Annotated in this window: 24 protein-coding genes; 7 read left to right on the top strand and 17 right to left on the bottom strand. The window is 66.9% G+C overall.

Annotated features, from left to right (window positions below; all coding sequences use genetic code 11):
• Positions 1-19: 19 nt before the first annotated feature.
• Together O5I81_RS09290 and alaS are read left to right on the top strand one after the other, a co-directional pair.
• A complete protein-coding gene (locus O5I81_RS09290) occupies positions 20-1,054 on the top strand; it encodes a LacI family DNA-binding transcriptional regulator (protein WP_271068662.1) in 1,035 nt (344 codons plus the stop codon).
• Between the two features lie 47 nt (positions 1,055-1,101).
• Positions 1,102-3,744 carry an alanine--tRNA ligase gene (gene alaS / locus O5I81_RS09295; protein ID WP_271068663.1) on the top strand — a complete coding sequence of 881 codons (2,643 nt, stop codon included), beginning with the start codon at positions 1,102-1,104 and terminating at the stop codon, positions 3,742-3,744.
• A gap of 186 nt (positions 3,745-3,930) precedes the next feature.
• Here the strand turns inward: alaS and O5I81_RS09300 are convergent, their stop codons facing one another.
• The 5 genes from O5I81_RS09300 to O5I81_RS09320 all read right to left on the bottom strand — a co-directional run bounded on the left by O5I81_RS09300 (position 3,931) and on the right by O5I81_RS09320 (position 8,740).
• The gene (locus tag O5I81_RS09300; protein WP_348637287.1) at positions 3,931-4,341 is read right to left on the bottom strand and encodes an endonuclease domain-containing protein; all 411 of its coding nucleotides are present in this window, start codon (positions 4,339-4,341) and stop codon (positions 3,931-3,933) included.
• Between the two features lies 1 nt (position 4,342).
• A complete protein-coding gene (locus O5I81_RS09305; protein ID WP_271068665.1) occupies positions 4,343-4,735 on the bottom strand; it encodes a VOC family protein in 393 nt (130 codons plus the stop codon).
• A 57-nt stretch (positions 4,736-4,792) separates the two neighbouring features.
• Positions 4,793-5,356: a DUF2939 domain-containing protein gene (locus O5I81_RS09310; RefSeq protein ID WP_271068666.1), complete on the bottom strand. Its 564-nt coding sequence runs from the start codon at positions 5,354-5,356 to the stop codon at positions 4,793-4,795.
• A gap of 60 nt (positions 5,357-5,416) precedes the next feature.
• On the bottom strand, positions 5,417-7,264 hold the full coding sequence (locus tag O5I81_RS09315; RefSeq protein ID WP_271068667.1) for an alpha/beta hydrolase: 1,848 nt from the start codon (positions 7,262-7,264) through the stop codon (positions 5,417-5,419).
• 258 nt (positions 7,265-7,522) lie between these two features.
• Positions 7,523-8,740: an NADP-dependent isocitrate dehydrogenase gene (locus O5I81_RS09320; protein WP_271068668.1), complete on the bottom strand. Its 1,218-nt coding sequence runs from the start codon at positions 8,738-8,740 to the stop codon at positions 7,523-7,525.
• A gap of 165 nt (positions 8,741-8,905) precedes the next feature.
• On the opposite strand from O5I81_RS09320, the gene O5I81_RS09325 reads away from it, so the two are divergent.
• Positions 8,906-9,487 carry a TetR family transcriptional regulator gene (locus O5I81_RS09325; RefSeq protein ID WP_271068669.1) on the top strand — a complete coding sequence of 194 codons (582 nt, stop codon included), beginning with the start codon at positions 8,906-8,908 and terminating at the stop codon, positions 9,485-9,487.
• On the opposite strand, the gene O5I81_RS09330 is transcribed toward O5I81_RS09325, so the two are convergent.
• A complete protein-coding gene (locus O5I81_RS09330) occupies positions 9,484-10,179 on the bottom strand; it encodes a Crp/Fnr family transcriptional regulator (protein ID WP_271068670.1) in 696 nt (231 codons plus the stop codon). The two genes, O5I81_RS09325 and O5I81_RS09330, sit on opposite strands and share 4 nt — an antisense overlap.
• Positions 10,180-10,423: 244 nt before the next feature.
• On the opposite strand from O5I81_RS09330, the gene O5I81_RS09335 reads away from it, so the two are divergent.
• Positions 10,424-11,467: an aldo/keto reductase gene (locus tag O5I81_RS09335; protein WP_271068671.1), complete on the top strand. Its 1,044-nt coding sequence runs from the start codon at positions 10,424-10,426 to the stop codon at positions 11,465-11,467.
• A gap of 7 nt (positions 11,468-11,474) precedes the next feature.
• Here O5I81_RS09335 and O5I81_RS09340 read toward each other — a convergent pair whose 3' ends face one another.
• From O5I81_RS09340 to O5I81_RS09365, 6 genes are all read right to left on the bottom strand, one after another.
• Positions 11,475-11,981, bottom strand: coding sequence for a pyridoxamine 5'-phosphate oxidase family protein (locus O5I81_RS09340; RefSeq protein WP_271068672.1), 507 nt, complete (start codon positions 11,979-11,981; stop codon positions 11,475-11,477).
• A gap of 61 nt (positions 11,982-12,042) precedes the next feature.
• A complete protein-coding gene (locus tag O5I81_RS09345) occupies positions 12,043-12,894 on the bottom strand; it encodes a nuclear transport factor 2 family protein (protein WP_271068673.1) in 852 nt (283 codons plus the stop codon).
• On the bottom strand, positions 12,891-13,841 hold the full coding sequence (locus O5I81_RS09350; protein ID WP_271068674.1) for a CsgG/HfaB family protein: 951 nt from the start codon (positions 13,839-13,841) through the stop codon (positions 12,891-12,893). Before O5I81_RS09350 ends, O5I81_RS09345 begins: the two co-directional genes overlap by 4 nt.
• Positions 13,842-14,148: 307 nt before the next feature.
• Positions 14,149-15,264 carry an acyl-CoA dehydrogenase family protein gene (locus O5I81_RS09355; RefSeq protein ID WP_271068675.1) on the bottom strand — a complete coding sequence of 372 codons (1,116 nt, stop codon included), beginning with the start codon at positions 15,262-15,264 and terminating at the stop codon, positions 14,149-14,151.
• Positions 15,264-15,875: a 2-hydroxychromene-2-carboxylate isomerase gene (locus O5I81_RS09360; RefSeq protein WP_271068676.1), complete on the bottom strand. Its 612-nt coding sequence runs from the start codon at positions 15,873-15,875 to the stop codon at positions 15,264-15,266. Before O5I81_RS09360 ends, O5I81_RS09355 begins: the two co-directional genes overlap by 1 nt.
• 220 nt (positions 15,876-16,095) lie before the next feature.
• Positions 16,096-17,304, bottom strand: a complete 1,209-nt coding sequence (locus O5I81_RS09365; RefSeq protein ID WP_271068677.1) for an acyl-CoA dehydrogenase family protein — start codon at positions 17,302-17,304, stop codon at positions 16,096-16,098.
• Positions 17,305-17,404: 100 nt separating this feature from the next.
• Here O5I81_RS09365 and O5I81_RS09370 point away from each other — a divergent pair, with 100 nt between their 5' ends.
• Entirely contained in the window at positions 17,405-18,631 is a 1,227-nt protein-coding gene (locus O5I81_RS09370) for a hypothetical protein (protein WP_271068678.1), read from the top strand.
• 164 nt (positions 18,632-18,795) lie between these two features.
• Here O5I81_RS09370 and O5I81_RS09375 read toward each other — a convergent pair whose 3' ends face one another.
• Both O5I81_RS09375 and O5I81_RS09380 read right to left on the bottom strand, forming a co-directional pair.
• Complete coding sequence (locus O5I81_RS09375; protein WP_271068679.1) at positions 18,796-19,380, bottom strand: 3'-5' exonuclease; 585 nt, start codon at positions 19,378-19,380, stop codon at positions 18,796-18,798.
• A gap of 21 nt (positions 19,381-19,401) precedes the next feature.
• Entirely contained in the window at positions 19,402-20,637 is a 1,236-nt protein-coding gene (locus O5I81_RS09380) for a patatin-like phospholipase family protein (protein WP_271068680.1), read from the bottom strand.
• Positions 20,638-21,088: 451 nt separating this feature from the next.
• Here O5I81_RS09380 and rnk point away from each other — a divergent pair, with 451 nt between their 5' ends.
• Entirely contained in the window at positions 21,089-21,526 is a 438-nt protein-coding gene (gene rnk, locus O5I81_RS09385; protein ID WP_271068681.1) for a nucleoside diphosphate kinase regulator, read from the top strand.
• A gap of 1,011 nt (positions 21,527-22,537) precedes the next feature.
• Here rnk and O5I81_RS09390 read toward each other — a convergent pair.
• Positions 22,538-23,074: a cytochrome C gene (locus O5I81_RS09390; protein WP_271068682.1), complete on the bottom strand. Its 537-nt coding sequence runs from the start codon at positions 23,072-23,074 to the stop codon at positions 22,538-22,540.
• A gap of 188 nt (positions 23,075-23,262) precedes the next feature.
• On the opposite strand from O5I81_RS09390, the gene O5I81_RS09395 reads away from it, so the two are divergent.
• Positions 23,263-24,336 carry a histidine kinase dimerization/phosphoacceptor domain -containing protein gene (locus O5I81_RS09395; protein ID WP_271068683.1) on the top strand — a complete coding sequence of 358 codons (1,074 nt, stop codon included), beginning with the start codon at positions 23,263-23,265 and terminating at the stop codon, positions 24,334-24,336.
• Position 24,337: 1 nt separating this feature from the next.
• Here O5I81_RS09395 and O5I81_RS09400 read toward each other — a convergent pair whose 3' ends face one another.
• Together O5I81_RS09400 and O5I81_RS09405 are read right to left on the bottom strand one after the other, a co-directional pair.
• Positions 24,338-24,943, bottom strand: a complete 606-nt coding sequence (locus tag O5I81_RS09400) for a hypothetical protein (protein WP_271068684.1) — start codon at positions 24,941-24,943, stop codon at positions 24,338-24,340.
• A 64-nt stretch (positions 24,944-25,007) separates the two neighbouring features.
• Complete coding sequence (locus tag O5I81_RS09405; RefSeq protein WP_271068685.1) at positions 25,008-25,802, bottom strand: hypothetical protein; 795 nt, start codon at positions 25,800-25,802, stop codon at positions 25,008-25,010.
• Positions 25,803-25,928: the final 126 nt, after the last annotated feature.

The raw sequence follows: 25,928 nt of genomic DNA on the forward strand, positions 1-25,928 counted from the left end.
GATGCCGCCTCGCAAGCCAATGTCCGAGAATGATACCGATTTCTCGCGCAAGCGGGCGACGATCAACGACGTCGCCCGTCTGGCCGGCGTTTCCAAGAAGACCGTCAGCCGGGTCATCAACGACAGCCCTTCGGTGCAGCAGGAGACCCGCGAGCGCATCGAGGCGGTGATCAAGCAGACCGGCTATGTCCCCGACCCGCAGGCCCGGGGCCTGGCCTTCCGCCGCTCCTTCCTGATCGGCCTGATCTACGACAACCCCAACCCGCAGTATGTCGTGAACATGCAGCTGGGCCTGCTCGACGCCATGCGCGGCAGCGGTTTCGAACTCGTGGTGCATCCCTGCGACCGGGCCCATCCGCCGCTGGTCGACGACATCCGCAACTTCATCGAGCGGCAGAAACTCTACGGCGTCGTCCTCACGCCCTCGGTCTCCGAAGACGAGCGCATTGCCGAGATGCTGCGCGAGATCGATTGCGCCTATATCCGCATCGCCTCCGTCGCCCTCGACGCGCCCGGCCGCATGATCGAGACCCGGGACCGGCTCGGCGGTCTGGCGGCGGCGCGCCACCTGGCCGAGCTGGGCCACCGGCGCGTCGGCTTCATCTCCGGGGTCTCCACCTTCCGCTCGAGCAGCGAGCGCCGCTCGGGCCTGGAGGAGGGCCTAGCCGAGCACGGCCTCAGCCTCGACCCGGATAGGGTCGCCGAGGGGGCCTACACCTTCGAATCCGGCCTGGAGTGCGCCCGCGCCCTGCTGTCCAGGCCGGACCGCCCGACCGGCATCTTCGCGGGCAACGACGAGATGGCCGCCGGCGCCCTGCACGCCGCCCGCGAACTGGGCCTCAAGGTGCCCGACGACGTCTCCATCGTCGGCTACGACGACTTCCAGATCGCCAGCCGCGTCTGGCCGCCGCTGACCACGGTCCGCACCCCGACCCGCCGCATCGGCCAGATGGCCGCCGAGAAGCTGATGGGCAAGGAGACGGCCGAACCGGCCCCCGAGGACCGTCTGCCGATGATCGTGGTCAGGCAATCGAGCGGTCCACCGCCGCAATAGCGTAAATCCCTGTTCCACTCTTCCGCGCCGCACACTAGATACGCCGCATGAAGAGCCTGAACGACATCCGCGCCACCTTCCTCGACTACTTCGGCAAGACCGGCCACACCGTCACGCCGTCGGCTCCGCTCGTTCCGCAGAACGATCCGACGCTGCTGTTCGTCAACGCCGGCATGGTGCCGTTCAAGAACGTCTTCACCGGGGCCGAGACCCCGATCAGCCCGCGCGCCGCATCGTCGCAGAAATGCGTCCGCGCCGGCGGCAAGCACAACGACCTCGACAACGTCGGCTATACCGCCCGCCACCACACCTTCTTCGAGATGCTGGGCAACTTCTCGTTCGGCGACTACTTCAAGGACCAGGCGATCGAACACGCCTGGACCCTGCTGACCCGCGACTTCGCCCTGCCGAAGGACAAGCTGACCGTCACCGTCTACCACACCGACGATGAGGCGGCCGATCTCTGGAAGAAGATCGCCGGCCTGTCGGATGAGCGCATCATCCGCATCCCGACCAACGACAACTTCTGGTCCATGGGCGACACCGGTCCCTGCGGTCCCTGTTCGGAAATCTTCTTCGACCACGGCGACCACATCTGGGGCGGCCCGCCCGGGTCGCCGGAAGAGGATGGCGACCGCTTCGTCGAGATCTGGAATCTCGTCTTCATGCAGTTCGAGCAGCATGCCGACGGCACGCGGACCAGCCTGCCCAAGCCCTCGATCGACACCGGCATGGGCCTGGAGCGCATCGCCGCCGTGCTGCAGGGCGTGCACGACAACTACGACACCGACCTGTTCAAGACCCTGATCGCCGCCTCGGTCGACCTGACCGGCGTCAAGGCCGAGGGCGACCGCGCCCCCAGCCACCGGGTGATCGCCGACCACCTGCGCACCAGCGCCTTCCTGATCGCCGACGGCGTGACGCCGTCGAACGAGGGGCGGGGCTACGTCCTGCGCCGCATCATGCGCCGGGCCATGCGCCACGCCCATCTGCTGGGCGCCGAAGATCCGCTGATGCACCGCCTGGTCCCGACCCTGGTGGCCGAGATGGGCGGCGCCTATGGCGAGCTTCGCCGCGCCGAGCCGGCCATCATCGACACCCTGCGCCAGGAAGAGGAGCGGTTCCGCCGCACCCTCGGCCGCGGCATGGGCCTGCTCGACGAGGCCACCGCGGGCCTGGCCGAAGGCGGCGTGCTGTCCGGCGACGTGGCCTTCAAGCTCTACGACACCTACGGCTTCCCGCTCGACCTGACCCAGGACGCCGTGCGCGCCAAGGGTATCACGGTCGACACCGACGGCTTCGACGCCGCCATGAAGGACCAGCAGGACAACAGCCGCGCCAACTGGAAGGGCTCGGGCCAGAAGTCGGCCGGGGCCGCCTGGTTCGGCATCCGCGACCAGGTCGGGGCGACCGCGTTCACCGGCTACGACAGCGTCGACGGGACCGGCAAGGTCCAGGCCCTGTTGATCGACGGCGCCGCCGTGGAGGCCGCCGCCTCCGGCGAGACCGTCCAGGCCGTCTTCGACCGCACCCCCTTCTACGCCGAGAGCGGCGGTCAGGCCGGCGACAAGGGCGTCGTCGAATGGGACGGCGGCTCGGGCGAGGTGCTCGACGTCCAGAAGCAGGCCGGCGATCTCTTCGTCCATGACATCAAGGTGCTGTCGGGTTCGCTGACGGTCGGGGCCAGCGCGGCCCTGCACGTCGATCCGCCGGCCCGTCAGGCCACCCGCGCCAATCACTCTGCCACCCACCTGCTGCATGCGGCGCTTCGCCATGTGCTGGGTCCGCACGTCAGCCAGAAGGGCCAGATGGTCGATGGCGACCGCATCCGCTTCGACTTCAGCCACGGCGGGCCGGTGACGGCCGCCGAGATGGCGGCCATCGAGGACGAGGTGAACACCGTCGTCCTGCAGAACCGCGCCGCCGAGACCAAGCTGATGAAGCCGGAGCAGGCCATCGAGGCCGGGGCCATGGCCCTGTTTGGCGAGAAGTACGGCGATGAGGTCCGCGTCCTGGCGCTCGGCAAGGCGCTGGACGGGGAGGGCGACTATTCGGTCGAACTCTGCGGCGGCACTCACGTCTCGCGCACCGGCGACATCGGCCTGTTCAAGGTCGTCTCGGAAGGCGGCGTCGCCGCCGGCATCCGCCGCATCGAGGCCCTGACCGGCGAGGCGGCCCGCAAGTGGCTGGAAGGCCAGGCGGGCGTCGCCACCGGGCTGGCCGAAAAGTTCAAGGTGCCGGTGGCTGAAGTCGCCGCCCGCGTCGAGGCCCTCGAGGGCCAGCGCAAGGCGCTCGAAAAGGCCCTGGCCGACGCCAAGAAGGCGCTTGCGCTCGGCGGCGGCGGCGCGGCGGCCTCCGGTCCCGAGGATGTCGGCGGCATCGCCTTCATCGGCCGGGTGCTGGACGGCGTCGGCGGCAAGGATTTGCGCGGCCTGGTCGAGGACTTCAAGAAACAGGTCGGCTCGGGTGTCGTCGCCCTGGTCGGCGTGTCGGACGGCAAGGCGGCGGTGGCGGTATCGGTGACGTCCGACCTCGTCGGCCGCTTCAACGCCGCCGAGCTCGCCAAGGCCGCCGTCATCGCCATGGGCGGCCAGGGCGCCGGCGGCAAACCCGACTTCGCCCAGGGCGGCGCCCCGGACGACAGCAAGGCGGCCGATGGCGTGGCGGCGGTGAAGGCGGCGCTGGCGTAGACGGCAGCGCTTGAAAAATCCTCCTCCGGCAGGCCGAAGGCCTGACGGGGGAGGGGGACCGCGCGCGCAGCGCGTGGTGGAGGGGGCAGCGCCGGCCCCCGACGACTATCCGGAACGCCGTCATCGCCGCCCGCGCCAGAACGCAGCTAGTCCCAACCGCCGGCGCTGCCCCCTCCACCACCGGCCCTAAGTCGGGCCGGTGGTCCCCCTCCCCCGTGACGCTTCGCGCCCCGGAGGAGGATTTTGGCGGTCGTCGACAGCGGCGAGAATGGTCATCACGGCGGAGTCCATATCGCGGAGAACCAACGACGCCGGCAGGCGGAGGACGCGAAAGCCCTGGCCAACCAGCCAGGCGTCGCGAGCTTCATCTCGATCAGGGCGATCACCGAAGTAGTGTGACTGCCCATCGATCTCGATAACCAGCCTGCGGGCCCCGCAATAGAAATCCGCTACGTAGGGACCGATCGGCTGCTGGCGGCGAAAGCGGATGCTCTCGACCTTGCAACGTCGCAGAGCCTGCCAGAGCAAAACCTCTGGCAAGCTCATCTCCCGTCTCAGCGCCCGCGCCAGACCGACAGTCGTCCGCCGTCCGCGCATGTCACGCCGCCGCGAACAGCGCGATCTTGTTTCCCGTCGGATCCCGCAGATACGCCCCGTAGAACCCCGGCGTGCCCGGCGGCCGATGCCCCGGCGCCCCCTCGTCAGTCCCACCGGCGGCGAGACCGGCGGCATGGGCCGCATCGATCTCGGCCGCCGTCTGGGCCTGATAGGCGATCATGATGCCGTTGCCGGGGCGGGCCGGCTGGCCGTCAAAGGGCGGGCAGATGGCCGTGTGGCAGTCAGCAAAGCCCTCGCCGCCGCCCTTGGGGCCGTAGCCGATCCAGCCGCCGCCTTCCGTGCGGCGGTCATGGCCGAGCGCGTCGAACACCGCGTCGTAGAACCTGCCCGATTGCTCGCTGTCGAGCGCCCCGATGGTGACATAGCCGATCATGAAAACCTCCCGTGTCTGAGGAGGAGACCGTACGCCCAAATCGGAACAAAACAAGAACTATCGTTCGCCTTCCGGCAGCTGCACATGCACCAGCTTCCAGGCGAACAGGCTGCGGCGCTCGAAGGTCAACAGGGTCACCTTCTCCGGCGCGTCCGGCCGCTTGACCGCGAACCGCACCCGCTCCAGCCCGAAGTAGGCCACGCCCGGCCAAGGGCCGCTGACCATGCCCTTGGCCCCGCTCATGAAACTGCCGTCCGGCTTTTCCTCAGGCGGGGCCGTGTCCGGGGCATAGCCGCGGAGCACGTCGCCGAGCCCGGCGACGGTGACGTAGCGGTCGACCTTCGGCGGCTGCGGCGCGACATCCTTCCAGGCCCGCTTCAGCGCCCCGACCGGATCCTGCCAGATGGTCGGCGGCTCGGCCGTGCGGGTGCTGTCTGGGTCCAGCTGGCCGGCCAGGCTCTTGCGAACGGCGGGGAAGTCGACGAGCTGGCTCATCGCCGTCACGTCCTCGGCCACGGTGGCGGCCCGCAGGGCCCGGTAGCTGTAGAAGGGCGCCGCCACGAAGGCGATGGCGAAGACCGCCAGGGCGAGCAGGATGAGACGGAAGAGGGTGTTGCGCATGGCCCCATTCAGAGGGCCAAACCGCGCGGCCTGCAAGGGTGCTCCCTCCCGGCGCGTGTCTCAGCCGCTCTGACAGGCGGCCAGGGTTTCGGCCACCAGGTCGGCGTGGCTCATGGCCAGGAACCGGGCTGCGTCCTCGACCCAGTCGATGCGGGCCTCCGGAAGGATCGCGCGCCAGACCGCGTGGGTCCGGACGGGATCGTGCAGGAAGTCCTGCCGGCTGAGCAACACCCGCCAGTGGGCGGCGTTTTCCAGCGGTGCGGACGTCCAGCGGCCTATGGCCGTCTGCTCGGCCACATAGCCGGAGATCCGCCCGGTCGCGAACATCCGGAAGCCCCGCCGGTAGTCCGCCAGGTTGCGCGGATCGGAGAAGGTGGCCAGGTCCAGCGGGCTGCCTTCGACCGACTTCAGCATGATCCGTTTGGACTGGTCGGTGGAGAGGTTGGCGACAATCAGTCTGACCAGCCCCTCGATCAGGTCCGGATGCCGCAGATAGGCCTCCTGCAGGGCGCCCACCGGCCCGCGTCGTCGGTCGTGCGAGGCGCTGGCCGGGTCCGGGTTGACCAGCAGCACGCGGCCCATCGTCTCCGGGGCCAGTCGGGCCATGGCCACCGCCACCTGGGCGCCGCCCTTGGCCACCACATCGACGCGCTCGAGCTTCAGATGGCGCAGGAACAGCCGCACGTCATCGACGGCGGCGTCGAACGGCGCGGCCCTGGCCCGCGCCTTGTCGGGATGCGGATCGGTCAGGCCGAACCCCGGCCGGTCGAGACTGAGGGGCCGGAAGCCCCTGGCCTGCAGGGCCGCCACCAGCCGGCTCGGGGCCGGCCGCGAGGCGGAACTGGAATGCAGAACCAGCACCGGCCGTCCCGACCTCGGTCCATAGTCGCTGTAGGCCACCTGGCTGCCGTCCGGCCGGCGGAACAGGCTGAAGGGCTCTACGGTGTCGCTGTCCAGCTGCGCCTCGCCGTGGGTGGCGTCGGTGATCAGGGCGAGGGCGCGCGCCTCGGTCACCGCCCGGGCCAGGGCGGCGGCCGACCTGACGCCCATGGCCTCGAAGATGACCTCCAGTTCCTTCTTGGCGGTGGCTTCGGAAATTCCCGCCGCCGCCGCGGCCTCGGCCCGGGTGAGGCCCTCGGAGATCCGCAGCGCCAGGCTGGCCTGCCTGGCCGACAGGCCCCAGACGTCGGTCAGCTCCGCCGCCCCGGCTTCGCCCTGCGGCCAGACCCCGAACGACAACCGCACCAGCCGCTCGATGAAGCCGGTGATGCGGGGCGCCCCGACCCGCTTCATGGCGTCGAAGGCGACCTTTCGGGCGGTCTGGTAGGAGACGCCGGCCTGCCGCGCCGCGCCGCGAACATCGCCACTTCGCACCAGGCCGATGGCGACGCGGGTCTGCAGGTCGGTCAGGCCGAACGCCCGGCAGACGTCGGCCAGCACCTGAGCGGCCGACAGGGCCCCGACGACGACGATCACCGCCGCCGCCCGGTCGTCCTCGAGGCAGTCGATCGCCTCCTGAGGCAGGGCCCAGTCCCGGGCCCGCGCGACGGCGGCGTAGAGGGCGGTGGAGCGGCCGGCCGAGGCCTCGCCATGATCGATCAGCACCGTTCGGCGACTGCCCCCGGCGATCACCTCCGCCAAGACCGCTCGGTCCGGCGGGGTGCTGTCGAAGACCTGGCGCCAGGCGGCGTTGGCGAAAAGTGCCGACCCCAGCCGATCGACCACGGCCACCCCCAGCCGTTCGGCCCGCACCAGGGCGAACGCCGTCGTCGGCCCTCCCAGTCCCCGGGCGAAGTCACGCGAGCCGGAGCGCAGCAACTCGGTCAGGGCGGCGGATTCGTTGAGCCAGGGCTCGATCGAGCGACCTGGCAGGCTCTCGTCTTCCGCCAGGGGAGTCCGGTGATCCAACTGTCAGCCTCTTAAGCAACCAATACGCGCATTTACGTCAACTGAACGCGACGTAGTTTCACTGTGCTGGTGATCACCAATAGAGGATGTAGTGCGACGCAGGCCGTGACAAGGATCACGCTGTTATCTTCACGGCGGCGTTGTCGCGGTACTTATGAAACTCAAACTTGAGCGCCGACGGGGCGTGGCGCAGGGCGGGGAGACCCGCGGGCGGCAAGAAGAAGGGGCGGAGAGTTTCCTCGCCGCCCCCCGGTCTTCCTAGGCCTTGGCCATCGCCGCCTTGAGGTTCTCATCGACCTTGTCGAGGAACCCTTCGGTGGTCAGCCAGCTCTGCTTGTCGCCGACCAGCAGCGCCAGGTCCTTGGTCATGAAGCCCGCTTCGACGGTGTCGATGCAGACCTTTTCCAGGGTGTCGGCGAAATTGGCCAGATCGGCGTTGTCGTCCAGCTTGGCGCGGTGGGCGAGGCCACGGGTCCAGGCGAAGATCGAGGCGATCGAGTTGGTCGAGGTCGACTGACCCTTCTGGTGCTGGCGGTAGTGGCGGGTGACGGTGCCGTGGGCGGCCTCGGCCTCGACGGTCTGGCCATCGGGGGTCAGCAGCACCGAGGTCATCAGGCCCAGCGAGCCGAAGCCCTGCGCCACGATGTCCGATTGCACGTCGCCGTCGTAGTTCTTGCAGGCCCAGACGTAGCCGCCCGACCACTTGAGGGCCGAGGCCACCATGTCGTCGATCAGGCGGTGCTCGTAGGTCAGGCCGAGGGCGTCGAACTGAGCCTTGTATTCGGCGTCGAAGACTTCCTGGAAGATGTCCTTGAAGCGGCCGTCGTAGGCTTTCAGGATGGTGTTCTTGGTCGACAGATAGACCGGGTACTGGCGCGACAGGCCGTAGGCGAAGCTGGCGTGGGCGAAGTCGCGGATCGAGTCGTCGAGGTTGTACATCGCCATGGCGACGCCGGCGCTGGGCGCGTCGAAGACTTCCTTTTCGATCACCGTGCCGTCTTCACCGACGAACTTGATGCTGAGCTTGCCGGCGCCCGGGAACAGGAAGTCGGTGGCGCGGTACTGGTCGCCGAAGGCGTGGCGGCCGACGATGATCGGCTGGGTCCAGCCGGGCACCAGGCGCGGGACGTTCTGGCAAATGATCGGCTCGCGGAAGATGACGCCGCCCAGGATGTTGCGGATAGTGCCGTTGGGGCTCTTCCACATCTTCTTGAGCTTGAATTCCTCGACCCGCTGTTCGTCCGGGGTGATCGTCGCGCACTTCACCGCCACGCCATGACGCTTGGTGGCGTTGGCGGCGTCGATGGTCACCTGGTCGTCGGTGGCGTCGCGATGCTCGATCGAGAGGTCGTAGTAGTCGAGCTCGAGGTCGAGGTAGGGGAAGATCAGCTTGTCCTTGATGAGCTTCCAGATGATGCGGGTCATTTCATCGCCGTCCATGTCGACGACGGGATTGGCGACCTTGATCTTGGCCATGAGGCGGTAGTCTCCCAAAAGGCGTTAAGCGCCGGGGTTGAGCGCGCTGAAGTGGGGGGACACAGGCCCGTCCGCGCCGCGCGAGATGGGCAGGGCTATAGACCCGATTTCGGCCCCGTCCAACAGGCGGCTTGCGCGCGGCCCCCGGCGGGTTATGACCGGATCATGCCGCTGGACCAGCAGACCGCCGTCGCCGAAGACCAGAGGGTGCTCGACACCGCCCGCTCGGCCTTCGCCCGGCTTGGCTTCGACGGCGCCGAGATGGCCGCCATCGCCGAGGGCGCGGGGCTGTCGGCCGAGCGGCTCTCCAGCCTCTACCCCGACAAGAAGGCGCTGTTCACCGCCGTCCTGGTCTCGCTGGAAAAGGCCTTTGACGCCCATTGCCGCGAGGCCTCCTCCGACCTGATCGGCGAGCCGCTGGCGCTGTTCCTGTCCGGGTGCCGGGCGGCGCTGGAGTTCAGCGACCGGCGCGACTTCGCCCGCATCGTCATGATCGAGGGTCCGGCCGTCCTGGGAGAGGCGGAGTGGGAGCGGATCGATCACGGACTCGGCTTGCCGACCATCCGCCAGGGCCTGCGCAACATGGCCCCGCACGCCGGCGAGGCGGCGCTGCGGCCGATGGCGGTGATGATCATGGGCGCGCTGAACGAACTGATCCTCGCCCTGGCGCGGGGCGAGAAGGGCGTCGAGGTCGAGGAAAGCCTGGCGGTGCTGGAGCGGCTGTTGAAGGCCTGGGCCGCGCGCTAGTCGAAGCTGGCCGGAAGCAACCGGTCGTAGATGCCCCGCACCGCGCCATAGCATTCGCAGGCGATGGCTTCGAGCCCGGCCCGGTCGAGGATGTCGACGACGCCGCGGCGATAGCGGATCAGCCCCTTGGCCTGCAGGCTGCCGGCCACCGCCGTGACCGTCGTGCGCTGCACGCCCAGCATGTCGGCCAGGAATTCCTGGGTCAGGCTGACGGTGTCGCTGTCAATGCGGTCGTGGCAGCTCAGCAGCCAGCGGCAGAACCGCGCCTCGACCGAGTGCAGGGCGTTGCAGGCGACCGAATGGACGGCATGGCCGAACAGGGCGTCGTTGTGGCGATCCACCAGACCGATCAGGGCCGGGCTGCGCTTGCAGCACTGATGAAAGGCGTTCGCCGAGATGCGCGAGGCCGAGCCGGCCACCTGGATGATGGCCCGCGACAGCGAGGCGCGGGGGCCCAGGGCGGTCATCAGCCCGTAGGCGCCTTCCCGGCCGATGGTCACCGATTCGATGGCCGCGCCGCTGTGCATCAGCGTCATCAGGGAGATGACGCAGTCGTGCGGGAAGTATACCGTCTCGATCGGGTCGCCGGGATCGTACAGCAGGCGGCCCTTCTCCATGTCCACGGGCGTGAGCTGCGCGGAAAGCAGGGCGAAATCCTCCGGGGGCAGGCTGGATAGCAGGCGGTTTTTCAAGCGCGGTGAACTCATCATGGCGAATCGAAAACGCCGTTACTACGGCGCGGGTTGCAAGCTATCGGGGCGCGAAGACAAGCACTGTCAGATGGCCGACATAGTCCTTTCGGGTATCGGCGTTTGATTTGCCTATACAGAATGGGGCCGGGGGTTTCTGGCCTTTGAGAAATTCACGATGCTGTCGAGAAGCCGACATAGACTTCATTAGGCGAAACTCGTTCAGGGTCATTTCGGGAGAATAGTGATGAAGTACCGCCGCTTGGGCCGCACCGGCCTCTATGTTTCCGAAATCTGCCTCGGGGCCATGACCTTCGCCGAGGAAAGCACCGGCATGTGGGGCGCCATCGGCGCCGTGGCCCAGCCGGGCGTCGACGCCATGATCGAGCGGGCGCTGGCCGCCGGGGTCAACTTCATCGACACCGCCGACGTCTATTCGGCCGGCCAGTCCGAGAAGTTGGTCGGGCAGGCGCTGCGCAACCTCGGGGTCAAGCGCAGCGACGTGGTCATCGCCACCAAGGTCTATGGCGAGATGGGCCGGGGGCCGAACGACCGGGGCGCCTCGCGCGGCCACATCATGGACGGGGTCAAGGCCAGCCTCGACCGCATGGGGCTGGATCACATCGACCTCTTCCAGATCCATGCCGACGATCCGATCACGCCGGTCGAGGAGACCCTGCGGGCGCTCGACGATCTCGTGAGCCAGGGCCTGGTCCGTTACATCGGCTGCTCCAACTGGCAGGCCTGGAAGATGATGAAGGCCCACGGCATCAGCGAACGGCTGGGCTACGCCCGGTTCGAGACGGTGCAGGCCTACTATTCCATCGCCGGCCGCGACCTGGAGCGCGATATCGTGCCGATGCTGGAGGACCAGCAGATGGGGCTGATGGTCTGGTCGCCGCTGGCGGGCGGCCTGCTGTCGGGCAAGTTCGGGCCGGGCAGCGATGGGCCGGAGGGGGCGCGGCGCGCCTCGTTCGACTTCCCGCCGGTGGACCGCGACCGCGCCTGGCCCTGCGTGGCGGCCATGCGCGAGATCGCGGAGGCGCGCGGGGTGTCGGTGGCGCGGATCGCCCTGGCCTATGTGCTCAGCCGGCCGTTCGTCACCACGGTGATCATCGGCGCCAAGACCAACGAGCAGCTGGACGACAACCTCGCCGCCGCCGAGATCGAGCTGACGGCCGAAGAGCTGAAGGGCCTCGACGCGGTGTCCGCCCTGCCGCCGGAATACCCGGGCTGGATGCTGTCCCGTCAGGGGCCCAACCGCGTGCCGCGGCCGTTCAAGCCGAAGTAGGGAGCGGCTAGTTCAGCGTCACGTCAGCGCGCCCGCCGAGGTCGGGGGTGCTGTGCGTGGCGTTGGCCCGGGCCACTTCCCACAGATACTTCACCGGGCCGGCGTCGCTGATCCATACGCGGGCGTCATGGCATTTGACGCGCAGCAGGCGAAGGTCCGGATCGTCCTGGCCGTCGGGGTACCAGGCGGCGACCATCGGGCTCCACCATCTGGCGATCCTGGCGCGGTCCATCTCGACGGTCATCTCGCCGTCGATGCAGGCCTGAAAGTCCTTGTCCTTCGACTGGACGATGAACATCACCTGGCGGGCGCCGTGGCTGGCGTCGCGGGCGAGGTCGGTCTCGGCCCGGGTGAAGAACCAGATCTCGCCGTCGCCGGGCACGGTGAAGGCGGTCATCGGCTGGAAATGCTGCGGCTCGCCATCGACGATGCCCACCATGCCGATGCGGGCCTTGTCGATCTCGTCCCAGAGACGCTCTTCGACGGCGGCTTGATCGTGGGTGTCGGTGGACATGGCAACTCCTGCGAAAACTGTCGCAAGAGAATGCCGGCCGGACCCGGTCGTTCCGAACAAACTAGCCCTTGGGGGCGGGCAGGCCGACCTGCTGGTCGACGAGGATCGACCAGGTCTGGCCGGCCCGCCGCCAGACCCGCAGGTAATGGCCCCGGCGCGGCTTGCCGCCTTCGGTCCAGCGGTTCTCGCCCCAGACGTAGGCCAGGTCGCTGCTTTTCGACATGCCGCCGCCGAGGGTGGTGGCGGTAACCTGGGCGGGGTCCCTGGCCAGGAGGGCGCGGATATCTTCGGCCGTTGTCGCCGGCGCGTGGCCGGCCCGGACGACCCGGCTGCCGACCGTCAGGCGCTTGCGGATGGCGGCCGGCGCGTCGCGCGACATCTCGTCGGCCAGCACCGCTTCCAGGCCGGCGGGGGTGGCCTTGGACTCGCCGACAGCGACGCCGACGTGGAAGGTCGCGGCCGCGCCGGGGGCCGTGTAGAGGTTGGGCGTCCCGGGCGTGCCGCGATCCAGCGCGAACTTCCAGCCGCCGTCCGGCTGCCTGGCCCAGACGGTCAGGTAGTAGCCGGGATCGACCCCGTCCTTGGTCGTCCATTGCGACGGCCCGGAGGCGACGGCCAGGTCGGCGGCGCCCGAGACCGCCACGAAATCCGGCCGCCATTCGATCAGGCCGGGCCAGTCGGCCTTTGCCAGATAGTCGGTGGCGACCATCGGCTCGGGCAGGAACATGATCACGCCGGGCGCGGCGAACTCCCGGAAGGCGGGCACATTGCCGATCTCGGCCGCCCGTTTGGCAAAGGCGGCCTCGGTGGCGACGACGCTCTGGGCGTCGGCCGCGTCGCTGGCCATAGCCCCGTTGGCGAGGATCAGCCCGGCGGCGAGGGCCGCCAGGCCGGCCTGGATCGCGGCTTTCACCGGGGGCTCGCGAAGGCGCTGCTCATCCAGCCGCGATTGCCGTTCTCGTCGTCGACCTCCATCCAGACCCCGTTGCGGGCCCCGGTCGGATAGACCAGCGCGCCCTGCTTGAGGGTGTAGAGGATCGGGGCGGTCGGGGCCGGGGCCTTGCGCAGCTTGACCTCGGCGGTGGTCACCTGGGCGACCGGGCCGGCGTTGTATTTCGCGTCCTCGCCCGACTGCACGCCGCCGGCCTGGATATGGTTCACCAGGTCGAGGAAGGCGTTGAAGTAGGCGGCGCTGATGATCTTGCCGATGTCGGTGTCGGAGTAGCCGCCGCCGACCGCGCCGATCAGGGCGCCGAGGCCCACCCCGCCGCCGCCGGCGCTGAAGCTGATGTCGCGCTTTTTGGCGGTGCCCTCGGCGACATAGACCTGTTCGGTGGTGCGGGCGTCGACCAGGGTGATCAGCGCCTGGGCCTCCAGGTTCTTGGTGCGCAGCCCGCCGACCACGCCGCCGACCGTGCCGCCGATCAGGCCGCCGGCGATCCCCGCCACCGCGCCGCCGCCGGTGTTCTCGTCGGCGTTGGCAAGGTCGGGGATGATGAAGTAGTCGGCCGCCTTGACCGTGCCGCGGCCGATGCCGCTGTCACGGCGCAGCTCGCCGCTCTCGGCCAGTTCGCGCTCGCCCCTGCGCATCTCCATGCCGGCCCCGCGATCGACGACCCGCAGGCAGTTGGAGCGGGAGGCGAACAGCTTGATCAGCTTTTCCGGGTTGGACAGGCCATAGGACCGCCACCACTGCACCTCGGGCTCCTGGATGGCCACGGTGGCGATGGGCGCGGCGCAGCGCGGCAGCTCCGGCGTCGCCGCCTTGGGAGCCGGCTTGGCGCCGTACTGGGCATAGGCCGGCGCCGACAGGGCGGCGGTCATGCCGATGGCCAGGAGGGTGGCGATGATCTTGCGCATGGAAGTTCCCCGAAGTGGTTCCGCGAACGGTAGTCACTGAACCTTACGCAGGCAATCGCCCAGCGGTTTGATGCGAAGCAAATTCGAAAGGTCGGGACGGCTGGGGGTGGTTTGTCGAAGCGGCTCCATTATATCAGGAGGAGCCGTTCGATAGAAGAATAAATCGTTTTAAATCAATGCGATGACGTGGCGGTAGCGCCGGTTTTGTGTCGGGTCGGGGTTGCGGGGGTGTGGGTGGTGGTGACGGGAATCGGCCGGGCAAACGCCGGAAAGTGTCGGGCGGCCGCGAGGGGCCGCCCGCCGTCGATCAGAAGCCGAGGACCTTCGCATAGCGGTCCTTGTGGAACCCCGCCCCGCCGAACAGCTGCTCGGTGACCCGGGCCCGCTTCATGTAGAGGCCGGCGTCGTGGACGTCGGTCATGCCGATGCCGCCGTGCATCTGGACCATCTCGTTGGAGACGAGGTGGATCAGCTCGCTGGCCTTGCACTTGGCGAGCGACGCGGCGGCGCGGACGTCGCCCGTACCGGCGTCGAGGGCTTCGAGGGCGGCCTCGATGGCGGAACGGGCCATCTCCAGGTCGGTGAACATCTTGGCGGCGCGGTGCTGCAGGGACTGGAAGGTCCCGATCACCTGGCCGAACTGGGTGCGGACCTTGAGGTAGTCGAGGGTGATCTCGAAGGCCTGCAGGGCGCTGCCGAGCATCTCGGCCGAGAGGCCGATGCGGGCGCGGTCGAGGATGGCCTCCAGCGGTTCCCAGCCCTGGCCTTCGGCGCCGAGTAGTTCGCCGGGGGTGTTGTCGAAGGTCAGCTCGGCGGCGCCGCGGCTGTCGGCCAGGGCCAGATGCTTCACGGTCAGGCCGGGGGCGCCTTTGGGCACGAGGTAGAGGGTGATGCCGGCGGTGTCGCCCGCTTTGCCCGACGTGCGGGCGGCGACGATGAACAGATCGGCGACGTCTCCGTCGATGACAAAGGTCTTCTTGCCGGTCAGCTTGCCGCCGACAGCGGCCAACGCCGTGCGGGCCGGGTTGTGGTGAGGGCCTTCATCGACGGCCAGGGCGGTGACGACGGCGCCCTCGGCGATCTTCGGCAGCCATTCCGCCTTCTGGGCGTCGGAGCCGTACAGCGACAGGGCGCTGGCCCCGATCAGGGCGGTGGAGAGGAGGGGGGAGGCGGTCAGGGTGCGGCCGGTCTCTTCGAGGATCAGGCCGAGGCTCAGGTAGCCGAAGGCCGAGCCGCCGTGCTCTTCCGGCACGATGACCCCGGCCCAGCCCATGGCCCCCATCTCGGCCCAGGCGGCCGGATCGAAGGGGGCGTGGCTGCCGGAATCCCGCAGGGCCCGCAGTTTGGTGGTCGGCGACTCGGTTTGCGTCCAGGCCTTGGCGCCGTCGCGCAGCATGGTCTGTTCTTCGTTCAGGACGGCCATCAGGCGGTCTCCATCGTTCTGTGGTGGACGGCCCAATCGAGGGCGGATTCTAGACGGTCGTTGCCCCAGAAGAGCTCGCCGTCGGCGGTCAGGAAGCTGGGGGAGCCGAACAGGCCGCGTTCGCGGGCCTGGACGACGTGGTCCTTGAGGCGGGCCTTGGTCTCATCGGAGCCGGCGGCGTCGAACACGGCGCCGGGGGCGGCGCCGACCTCGGCCAGCAGGGGTTCGAGGACCTCGGGCTTGGAGATGTCGAGGTCGGCGACGAAGTTGGCCTGGTAGACGGCGCGGCTGAAGGCCGGGGTCCAGCCGTCATCGAGGCCGACGATGGCGCAGCGGGCCGGCAGGATGGTGTGGCGCGGGAACTGGCTGGGGTGGGTGAGGGGCAGGCCCTCTTCCTGGCAGACCCGCTCCATGTCGCGCCACATGTAGGTCCCCTTGACGGGGACGACGTTGAACGGGCTGTCGGTCATGCCCTGGTGCTCATGCAGCAGGGGGCCGAGCAGGAACGGCCGCCAGGCGACGGCGACGCCCCGCTCGGCGGCCAGCGCCTCGATGCGCATGGCGGCCGGGTAGCTGTAGGTGGAGGCGAACTCGTACCAGAATTCAAGCATGGGGCCTGCCCCATGCGCCCTTCTCCCGCTTGCCGGGAGAAGGTGGCCGCGAAGCGGTCGGATGAGGGCAGCACCGGCCTGTGAAGGCCTGGCTGGCGACGCTGCCGCAAATGCTGGTGTTCATGGTCATCTTGATCCGCTGGCGCTGCCCTCATCCGACCCCCTTCGGGGGCCACCTTCTCCCGACAAGCGGGAGAAGGGATCCGAGAGCGCGGGGCCCCTACTGGTGATCCAGCAGCCCAAGCACGCGCTTGGCGATGACGTTGAGGTTCACCTCGCTGGTGCCGCCCTCGATGCTGTTGGCCTTGGCGCGCAGCATCGCGCGGATCGAGCCCAGTTCCTCGTTCGAGAAACCTTCGCCCTCCCAGCCCAGGCCCTGCAGGCCCAGGCTCTCGACCAGCAGCTCGGTGCGTTCCTGGTTCAGCTTGGCGGCGGCGTACTTGATGATCGAGGTGGCGGCGCTGGGGCCGGCGCCCTGTTTGCTCTCGGCCTCGGCCCGCTTGATGGTCAGGGCGAAACAGGCCTGGTCCATCTTGTGGCTGGCGATGCGGCCGCGCAGGTCCGGGTCCTCGATGCGGCCGGCCTCGTCCGTGCCGACATACTTCTTGGCCGCGTCGGCGACATCCATCGCCGCCCCGCCGCCGAAGCCGCCGGCCGAGATGTTCTGGCGCTCGTACTGCAGCAGCCGCTTGGCGATTTCCCAGCCGCCGTTCAGCCGGCCGACCAGCTGGTCCTTGGGCACCTTCACGTCGGTGAAGAAGGTTTCGCAGAAGGGCGAGCTGCCGCTGATCAGCTTGATCGGCCGGGTCTCGACGCCCGGGCTGGTCATGTCGAACAGGATGAAGCTGATGCCCTCATGCTTCTTGGAGGTGTCGGTGCGCACCAGGCAGAAGATCCAGTCGGCCTGGTCGGCGTAGGAGGTCCAGACCTTCTGGCCGTTGATCAGGTAGTGATCGCCCTGATCCTCGCAGCGGGTCTGCAGGCCGGCGAGGTCGCTGCCCGCGCCAGGCTCTGAGTAACCCTGGCACCAACGGATCTTGCCCTTGACGATGTCCGGCAGGAACCGCTGCTTCTGTTCCTCGGTGGCGTACTCCAGCAGCACCGGGCCCAGCATCCAGATGCCGAAGCTGGCCAGGGCGGGCCGCGCCTTGATCCGCCGCAGTTCGCTTTCGAGGACGCGGTTCTGCTCCTTGGAGAGGCCGCCGCCGCCATAGGCCGCCGGCCACATCGGCGCGGTCCAGCCCTTCTCGGCCATGCGGTCCATCCAGACCTGGACATCAGGATTGGAATAGCTGGCCTTGCGCCCGCCCCAGGGGGTGTCGTCTTCGGTCGTCATCGGCGCGTTCAGCGAGGCCGGATAGTTGGCCTCCAGCCAGGCCCGGGTCTCGGTCCGGAAGGCGTCGAGGTCGGTGGCGCCGAAGTCGGCCATGGCGTGGTCTCCCGGTAGCGTGATTGGCGTCCGGCGTTGGCGGCCGGTTCGGGCGGGAGATTAGCGGGGGAGGCGGGGAGGGGGAAGGGGATTCAAACGGGTGTTTAGCTATGAGTTTGCCAATGATCCCACTGCCCATCCGCAATTTGCACTTTCGGCGAGAATTCTATCCAATGCCGGCGCTGTGATTGAATTTTCTGGAGGGGGTGAATTGTTGGGTAGAGATCAATCTAGTGAACTTGCCGTGCTTTTCGAGCACTTGGTCCGTCAAGTTATGGAGCAAGCCTCGTACAAGATCGAAGACCTAGAGCGTTCCCCTCAATCGGCTGACTGGCGGGTGGATTTCCGATGTTCTCACCCCGGCGAAGATTATGAGCGTTTGATCGACGTAAAGTGGTTGCCAGTCGAACGAGCTAGCGCTTTGCTTATCCGAGAACTGCTCGGAATTTATCACATGGAGATAGGCTGGGATGTTGGGCTTACCTTTACAATAGTTGTGTCTGCTATCGTGGCCGACAGCATAAAGGAGTGGGTTGTCGATTCTTATGGGGTACAGATACTTGACCGGCGCGATCTGGTCAAAATGGCGGGCACCGAATATCTCCGAAGAGAGCTTGAGCGCTTTTTTCAACGTTCCCGAGGTCAGTTGGAAAAGCGGCCAAGTGCGGACGCCGGCTCGCTGGCTGAACATTTAAACGCTGACGCCGAAGCATTCGAACATGTTCAGCTTGCAGTGGCGAGCGACCCGACCGAACGAAAGCTTCGGGGCGCGGACCTGTGTGCGGAGCTTCGCCGCCACCCGGCCGGCCCCAAGGGCGCGCCAGGCTACGAGAAGCTATGCCTAAGAATATTCAATTTCCTGTTCTTCGGCGAACTGTCTGACGCGAACGTTGTTAAGCGCACAGATAGCGGTATGGACATATATGATATTGCTTACCGAATAACAAACAGGACAAGATTTTGGTCGTCTTTGTCTAGAGATTTTCGGTGCAGGGTTCTTTTGGTGGAATGTAAGAACTATTCTCATCCAATTGAGGCGATGCAGGTATACACTACCGAGAGATATTTGAGTCTGGCCGCTATGAGATCTGTTTGTTTCATTTTGACCAGATTGACGCCAAAACCTCAAGCTTACGCCGCCGCCCAAGGTGCGCTAAGAGAGAATGGAAAATTGATAATATTTTTGACGGACAAAGATCTTTGCAAGATGTTGCATCTGAAAGATGATCAGCGGGCGGCTAATTCGGTAGAGGATCGGGAGGCGTTTGACCCGTCTCTGATGCTCGACAGAGTTATACATAGGGCGCTCGCCCGGATGCCGAGATAAATACACTCAGGATTTCTTCTGAGCATTTCTGGTGCGCCCTATAGGGTGTTAATTTAATTAAAGAGCAGTAGTGTCGCGCAAAATAAATATTTTGATACTGCAGTTCTTGGCGTCGGGCGTGGTATCAAGAAATATATATAGTGTGTGCCGATTATTGAATGCATTCAAGCGGGTGTTTGGGGGCGAGCAATTCGGACGAGGTTGGTGAGGAGTGAGGCTGTGGCAACCGCATCACCGAGAGCCGTGTGCCTATCTCGCCCTGGAGGAGAGATACCAAAATACTCAAATGCACTTGTAGAGTTGGAGTCCCAAAGTGGGAGTTGTCCCGAAAGGGAAAGAAATCGGATGACAGATGCGGTGTCCAATACCCTATGGGAGAACCGTTCATCAAACGACTGACCGGCGAGCCGATATAATCTTTTCAAGAACGAAACATCGAAATTTACATTGTGTCCAGCTAGAACAATGCCGTCCTTCTGATCGCTGCCATCGAAGTTGTCTTGAATGAAAGTGTCAATAAGCTTAACGGCTTCAGCGGGCTCCACGGCGCTTAGAATATGTTTTTCAATGTCAATTTTGTTTATTTCAAGGGATCGATCGTCAGCGCATATCTCGGGTTCGGCAACGTTGATCAGGAATCTCTCTCCGGTGCGTCCGGATTCCCAAAGCACGCCTGCAATCGACAATATACTTGCACTACTCGCGTCAAGGCCGCCGGTTTCGGTATCTACTACTAGAAGGCGGTTCACAATAATCTCCGATGGTAGGCGTTAGGCGGGCAGAATATGGGTTTGACGAAGCTGGGTGTGTTCGGCTTCGTCAATCATTGTTTCGCCGGGCCGGCGGGGGTCAGGGCGATCGCGCAGTGTTCTTAAAGCGTCGTTGTACCCATGGGTGATGTTCTGTGCGGCATGTTTGGGGGCGAAGTTCAACACATCTCCCAAAGAGACTGATGGCTCAATCTCAATCAATGGAACCGCGACGCGAGGTCGAGGCCCGCCAAGTCTCTTGAATTCCTCGGTGATTATCGCAGTAAGATCAGATTTCTGTTCATCGCGAAAATCTTGAGCTTGAATCCATTCAGCTATTCTATCAACTTTGTTATTCTGCTCTTCGACTTCGCGATTAATTCTGTTCCATCCATCAACGATTGGCTTCATGTGCACCCAGCTGAACACATCCATTGTCCGCATAAGGATGCTCACGAAATCGAACCCGTCGGATTCTCCGTGGAATACAGTGGGATTGTCGAGTTTTACGCAGAACGCTACTCGTGGAATGCCCAAGCCCGATTGCTCTAAGAAGCGATTGAAGTAAGCGGCCTCGCGTGTGGGGGTGTTATTTCCTACGCCGCCATCAACAAACCATGATTTCTCCGGAACGCCATCGTAATTCGATGATATTTCAACAGGCGGGAATATTATTGGGATCGCGGCAGAAGCGACTAGTGCTTGAACCAGCATCTCGTCATTTTCAATTCGTCGGAGGTGCTTGAGCCGTCGCTTTCGCACTTCAATTTTTCCATCTTCATGCAAGAATCCGTCGATCAAATCTGACCTGTAGAAGGCTTTCGGGGTGCCTGTAGAGTAGTCGGTCGTTGCCACTATGAGGGGGCTGTGTAGGCGATCCAGGGTGGCATTTTCTGCGACTAGCTTCTTGATCGCGGTGTTGGTGTAGAGCGAGAAGGGTTCACTAGACCCGAGTAAGCTCTTACCGAGCTTGACGGCCGCAGCAAGCTTTGGGTGTTTGTTTTTCGTGCCCAAGATGCGCTGATTGTCGATTTCGAGCCAGAACTTGATGAGGTCGTCTGCTCCGCCAGAGGCGAGGATATAGGCGTTTAGTGCTCCGGCCGAAGCTCCAACATAGACAACGGGATTGGTGAGGCCACGCAGCCGTCTGAAGAGCTCGATAGCCTTTGCTACCCCGGCCCCATAGGCTCCCTTCGCACCGCCGCCGCTGAGGACGAAGCAGTCGTATTCCGAGGGGGCAGAAGTTGGCTTGATCATGCCAAAGCGTCGGGCCGCAATCCTCTGGTGTCAACAGCCTCACATTGTAGATGGTGGCGGAGCAGTCGAAGAGGGGACATTTGCTTGCTTCATTAATCAGCGCCTGATCCCTCGCCGACATCTCACATCAGGTGCCGATCGCCGTCGCCGACCTGCAGGGCAAGTCGTGGTTACCGATTGAGGCAGCGGCCTAGGCGTGACTGGGGCACAGCGGATCTCCAGCTCGCTTAGTTGACTTCCACCCCACCCACACCCCACATCTCCTGCATGTTCCGTGCAACCTTCCAGCGTTTCCGGCATCACGGCGGTAGCCTGCAGGCAGGCCTCTAGCCCCGGGCCATCCTTGCGCCGCGCGCACAGGTCCGGGGTTTCTACCCTTCCGCCAAATCCAAATCCCATCTCCCGTCTCGCCCAGCGGCGAGGCGTGGCCGTTTGCGAAGACTCCATTGCCATGACCATCACCACGACCCCCACCCGGGCGCAGCCCGCGTCCCGCACCGCCGCCACCCGCCCCGCCATCATCCTGGGCGCCGCCGAGGCTGAGCGGCTGTCGGCCCTGGCCTTAGCGTCGGAGGCCGCCGCGCCGCGGGTCGCCGAACTGTTGCTGGGCGAGATCGAGCGGGCGCGGATCTGTCCCGACGCGCGCGTGCCGGCCGATGTCGTGCGCATCGGCTCGCGCGTCGCCTTTGTCGACGAGGCGCACGGCGAGGCGCGGACCGTGCAGCTGGTCTGGCCGGCGGAGGCGGATATCGCGCAAGGGCAGGTGTCGGTGATGACGCCGGTGGGGGCGGGGCTGATCGGCCTGCGGCCCGGGCAGAGCATCCTGTGGCCGGACCGGGGCGGGGAGCAGCGGCTGTTGCGGATCGAGGCGGTGACGCCGCCGGGGTGAGGGCTTGCTTCATTCTCCTGTCATCCTTCGGTTGGGCGGAGCCCAATCCGGAGGACCCACCGTTGGGGCGGAACCGGCTGGCGTTCGGGGTGGCCCCGCGGACGAAGCCGGTTGTCCAGACGCCAGGCGCGTGGCGGACGGGTGGGTCCTCCGGATCGCTGCGCGACCGAAGGATGACAGGGTTGGGGGTGTCGCTGGCGAGCCAGGCCTTCATCCGCCTGTCATCCTTCGGTTGGGCGGAGCCCAATCCGGAGGACCCACCGTTGGGGCGGAACCGGCTGGCGTTCGGGGTGGCCCCGCGGACGAAGCAGGTTGTCCAGACGCCAGGCGCGTGGCGGACGGGTGGGTCCTCCGGATCGCTGCGCGACCGAAGGATGACAGGGTTTGGGTTGTCGCTGGCGGGTCAGGCCTTCATCTCCATGTCATCCTTCGGTTGGGCGGAGCCCAATCCGGAGGATCCACCGTTGGGGCGGAACCGGCTGGCGTTCGGGGTGGCCCCGCGGACGAAGCAGGTTGTCCAGACGCCAGGCGCGTGGCGGACGGGTGGGTCCTCCGGATCGCTGCGCGACCGAAGGATGACAGGGTTGGGGGTGTCGCTGGCGAGTCAGGCCTTCATTCGCTTTCCCCCTGTCATCCTTCGGTTGGGCGGAGCCCAATCCGGAGGACCCACCGTTGGGGCGGAACCGGCTGGCGTTCGGGGTGGCCCCGCGGACGAAGCCGGTTGTCCAGACGCCAGGCGCGTGGCGGACGGGTGGGTCCTCCGGATCGCTGCGCGACCGAAGGATGACAGGGTTTGGGGCGCCGCTGGCGAGTCAGGCCTTCATTCGCTTTCCCCCTGTCATCCTTCGGTTGGGCGGAGCCCAATCCGGAGGACCCACCGTTGGGGCGGAACCGGCTGGCGTTCGGGGTGGCCCCGAGGGCGAAGCAGGTTGTCCAGACGCCAGGCGCGTGGCGGACGGGTGGGTCCTCCGGATCGCTGCGCGACCGAAGGATGACAGGGAGGCGGCGGATCTAGTGGGGGGCGCCCGGGGGTGGGGGGAGGGGTTTTCCGTCGGGGCCGAAGGGCATCATGTTTTCGTAGGGCGTCGTCGGTTCCTGGCCGGGGGGGACGTTGGCCGGGGCGGGGCCGCCGCCGGGGCCTAGGGACTTGATGTAGTCGTAGAGGGCGGCCTTGTTGGCCGGGGTCATGGCGTGGACGCTGGGCCAGGGCATGGGCGGCAGGCCCTGGCGGGCGCCCAGCATGGCGACGAACTGGTCCTTCGACATGGCCTGCACCGTCAGCCGCAGGTTGCTGGCGTAGGTCACGCCCCAGGGGCCGCGATAGCCGACCGGGTTGCCGGTCAGCCACTGGGCCTCGCCCGGGGTCTTGCCGCCGGAGGGGGCGTAGCCGGGGGTGTGGCAGTCGTTGCAGCCGCCCGTGAGCACGATGTAGCGGCCGACGGCGATGGCGTCCGGGCCGGTGACCTCGGTGGTGGCGGGCGGTTTCGCGGCGCCGCAGGCGCTGAGGCCGAGCGTGGCGGCGAGGCCGATGGCGAGACGTCTGATCATGATGGCTGTTCCCCCGGTTCGGGAACAGGAGGCCGCGCGGCGAAGGCCGGGTCAAGGGCTTTCGGCGACCGTTGTGCGGGGAAATTGGCCGCGGCCCGGGGCTCTCGCACCCCGCGCCCGACCGCGCTATAGAAGCCTCCCCGCCGTTGGCCCTTTGCGCCGAACGCCGCCCGCGTAGAGTTCCGCCCATGACCGACCAGGACGACCCCACCGGCCTGCTCGCGTCTCCGGACCTGGCGCAGGTTCTCGAATCCGACCGATTCCGGCAGTTCCTCGACCAGGTGCCGATCGCCATCGCCGTGGCCGACCTGCGGCCGGACGAGCGCATCTGTTACGCCAATGTCGAGTTCGAGCGGCTGACCGGGCTGGCGGCCGCCGATCTGGAGGACCGGCCGTGGTCGGCGCTGGCCGGGACGGCGACGCGGGACGGGCGGGCGCTGGCCGAGGCGGTGACGGCCGAGAGCGACTATCTGGGCGTCTTCGCCTTCGAGCCGGCCGGGGCGGTGGGCTCGGTCGATGTGTGGAGCAACCTGATCGAGGACGAGAGCGGCGAGGCGGTGTTCCGGCTGATCGCCCTGGTCGGGGCCGACGGGCGAGGCGAGGTCGACCTCACCGCCTATGAACTGCGCATCCAGGAGAAGGACACCCTGTTGCGCGAGCTGCAGCACCGGGTGGCCAACAACCTGCAGATGGTCACCGCCCTGATCCGCATCGAGGCGCGCAATGTCTCCGAGGCCGATGCCGGCCGGCCGCGCGACGACCGCTTCGACCGGCTGGCCGGGCGGATCGAGGCCATGGGGCTGCTCTATCGCTCGCTGTCGGGGGAGGGGGCGGGCGACACCGTCGACCTGGGCGCCTTTCTGTCGGGGATCGCCTCGTCGGTGATGCAGGCCCATGCGGTGGAGGGCATCCACCTGAACCTGCAGGTCGACAGCTGGCCGGTGTCGATCAATGTGGCCATGCCGACCGGGCTGGTGGTCAACGAGCTGCTGACCAATGCGCTGAAGCACGCCTTCGCCGGGCGGGACGGCGGGACGATTACCCTGAAATGCCTGGTCGACGAGGACGGCTGCCGGGTGGTGGTGGCCGACGACGGGGTGGGGCTGGCCCCGGGCGTGGTCTGGCCGCGGCCGGGCAAGCTGAGCAACCTGATCGTGCAGTCGCTGCGCCAGAACGCCAAGGCGCGGGTGGAGATCGAGACGGCGCCGGGCGAGGGGATGACGGTGACGGCCTGGTTCAGCCGGGAGGATGGGTTGGGGTAGCCTACTGCGGCCTGGGCGCCTTCGCCGCCGAGCAGCCCTTGGCCAGATCGCCCTGCATCAGGGTCACCGCCTCCAGCAGCGCCTGGTTCAGGAGGCCCGAGGTTTCACTCTTCGTCCCCGCCCAGTTCACGGCTTCCTTGCCGCCGCGGTAGATGTTCTGGCCCAGTTCGCCGCCGGCATGGCTGTAGCGCACGCGCAGGACGACGCTGGCCGCCTTGCTGGTGCTGACGGCGAAGATGTAGCTCTTGAGGATCTCGACGTTGAGGACGAGGTCGGCGGTCTCGGCCTTGTCGGCGAGGGCCCAGCGGGCGTCGCCCTGCAGGGTGACCAGGCCCGAGCGCACCCAGCCGGGGGCGTCGGACGACAGCACCATCCGGGATTCCATGTAGCCCATGCTGGTCGGATCCGCGCGCCGGTCCTCGACGCCGGCGATGTACAGCCGGCAGGGCGGGACCTTGCCGGGCCGGGGCGGCGTCGGGGCGGGCGGGCCGACCGTGGCGTTGATGTCGAACGGAACGGGTGGGGCGGCGAGGGCGACGCCGGCCGGGCTGGCCACGGCGAGCAGCAGCGCCAGCGGTCCGGCGATCAGGGCGGAGCGAAGGGTCATGGCAAATCCAGCGATGGCTAGAAAAATGGCCAGGACCGGCAGGCCCTGGCCATTGATCGGTTGCTTACTTGGCGGCGACAGGCGGCGGCGCGCGCTGGATGTCGGTGGCCAGCTTGCCGGCGACGGCGGCGGAACCGGCGTCGAGGGCCTCGCGGATGGCCTTGCCGTTGTCGGCGGCCCACATGCGGATGTTGGTGTCCCGGACGGTGGTCGGGGCCGGCAGCAGCTGGCTGTAGGTGAAGGTGTTGCGGTAGATCGCATTGCCGCCGTAGGACGGGACCTTGGCGTTGGCCGTGGCCGTCGGCTTGAAGGGCGTCAGGGCGGCGCTGTTGGCGTAGAGGTCGGCGGCCAGGGTGACGGTCACCGAGGCGGCGTCGGTCGAGAACTGGTAGTCGGCGACGGTGATCAGCACGGCGCTGGCCTTGGAGTCGGCGATGGCCTTGTCGAGGCCGGGCTGGAAGGCGTCCTTGGACACCCGCACGCCGTCGACCTTGAGGAAGCTGACGCCGCTAAGCTGGGTCTGCAGGTCGGCCTTCAGGCGGGCGTCGAAGTCGTAGTCGACGATCGAGTCGCGGGCCGGCTGCACGGCCTTCTGGGCCGCTTCGGTCGAGGCGGCGTCGATGCCGGCGGCGACCAGCGCCCCGATCAGACCGCCCTGGCCGCCGGTGCTGACCGGGGCGACATAGACGTAGATCTCGCTCTGCTTGACCGGCGCGACGACCTCGGTCGAGGTGATGGCGTCGCGGGCCCCGGTGGCCAGCGGCACCTTGAACGGCACCGGCGTCACGCAGGCGCTGAGCGAGGCGCCGGCCAGCGTCACGGCGCAGGCGAGCAGGATGGATCTGGTGGTGTTGCGCATGGGGCCCCCCGGCCGGATGTGGCGGTTACTTTTCCGGGGGCGAGATAGCCCCCTCATCGCCAAGTAGCACCCGAACCGAGGAAGGCAAGTGAAGTTCCGGTGGCGCCCCGGGGGAGGGCCGCAAGC

This window comes from Caulobacter sp. NIBR1757 (assembly GCF_027912495.1).
Classification (GTDB): Bacteria; Pseudomonadota; Alphaproteobacteria; order Caulobacterales; family Caulobacteraceae; genus Caulobacter.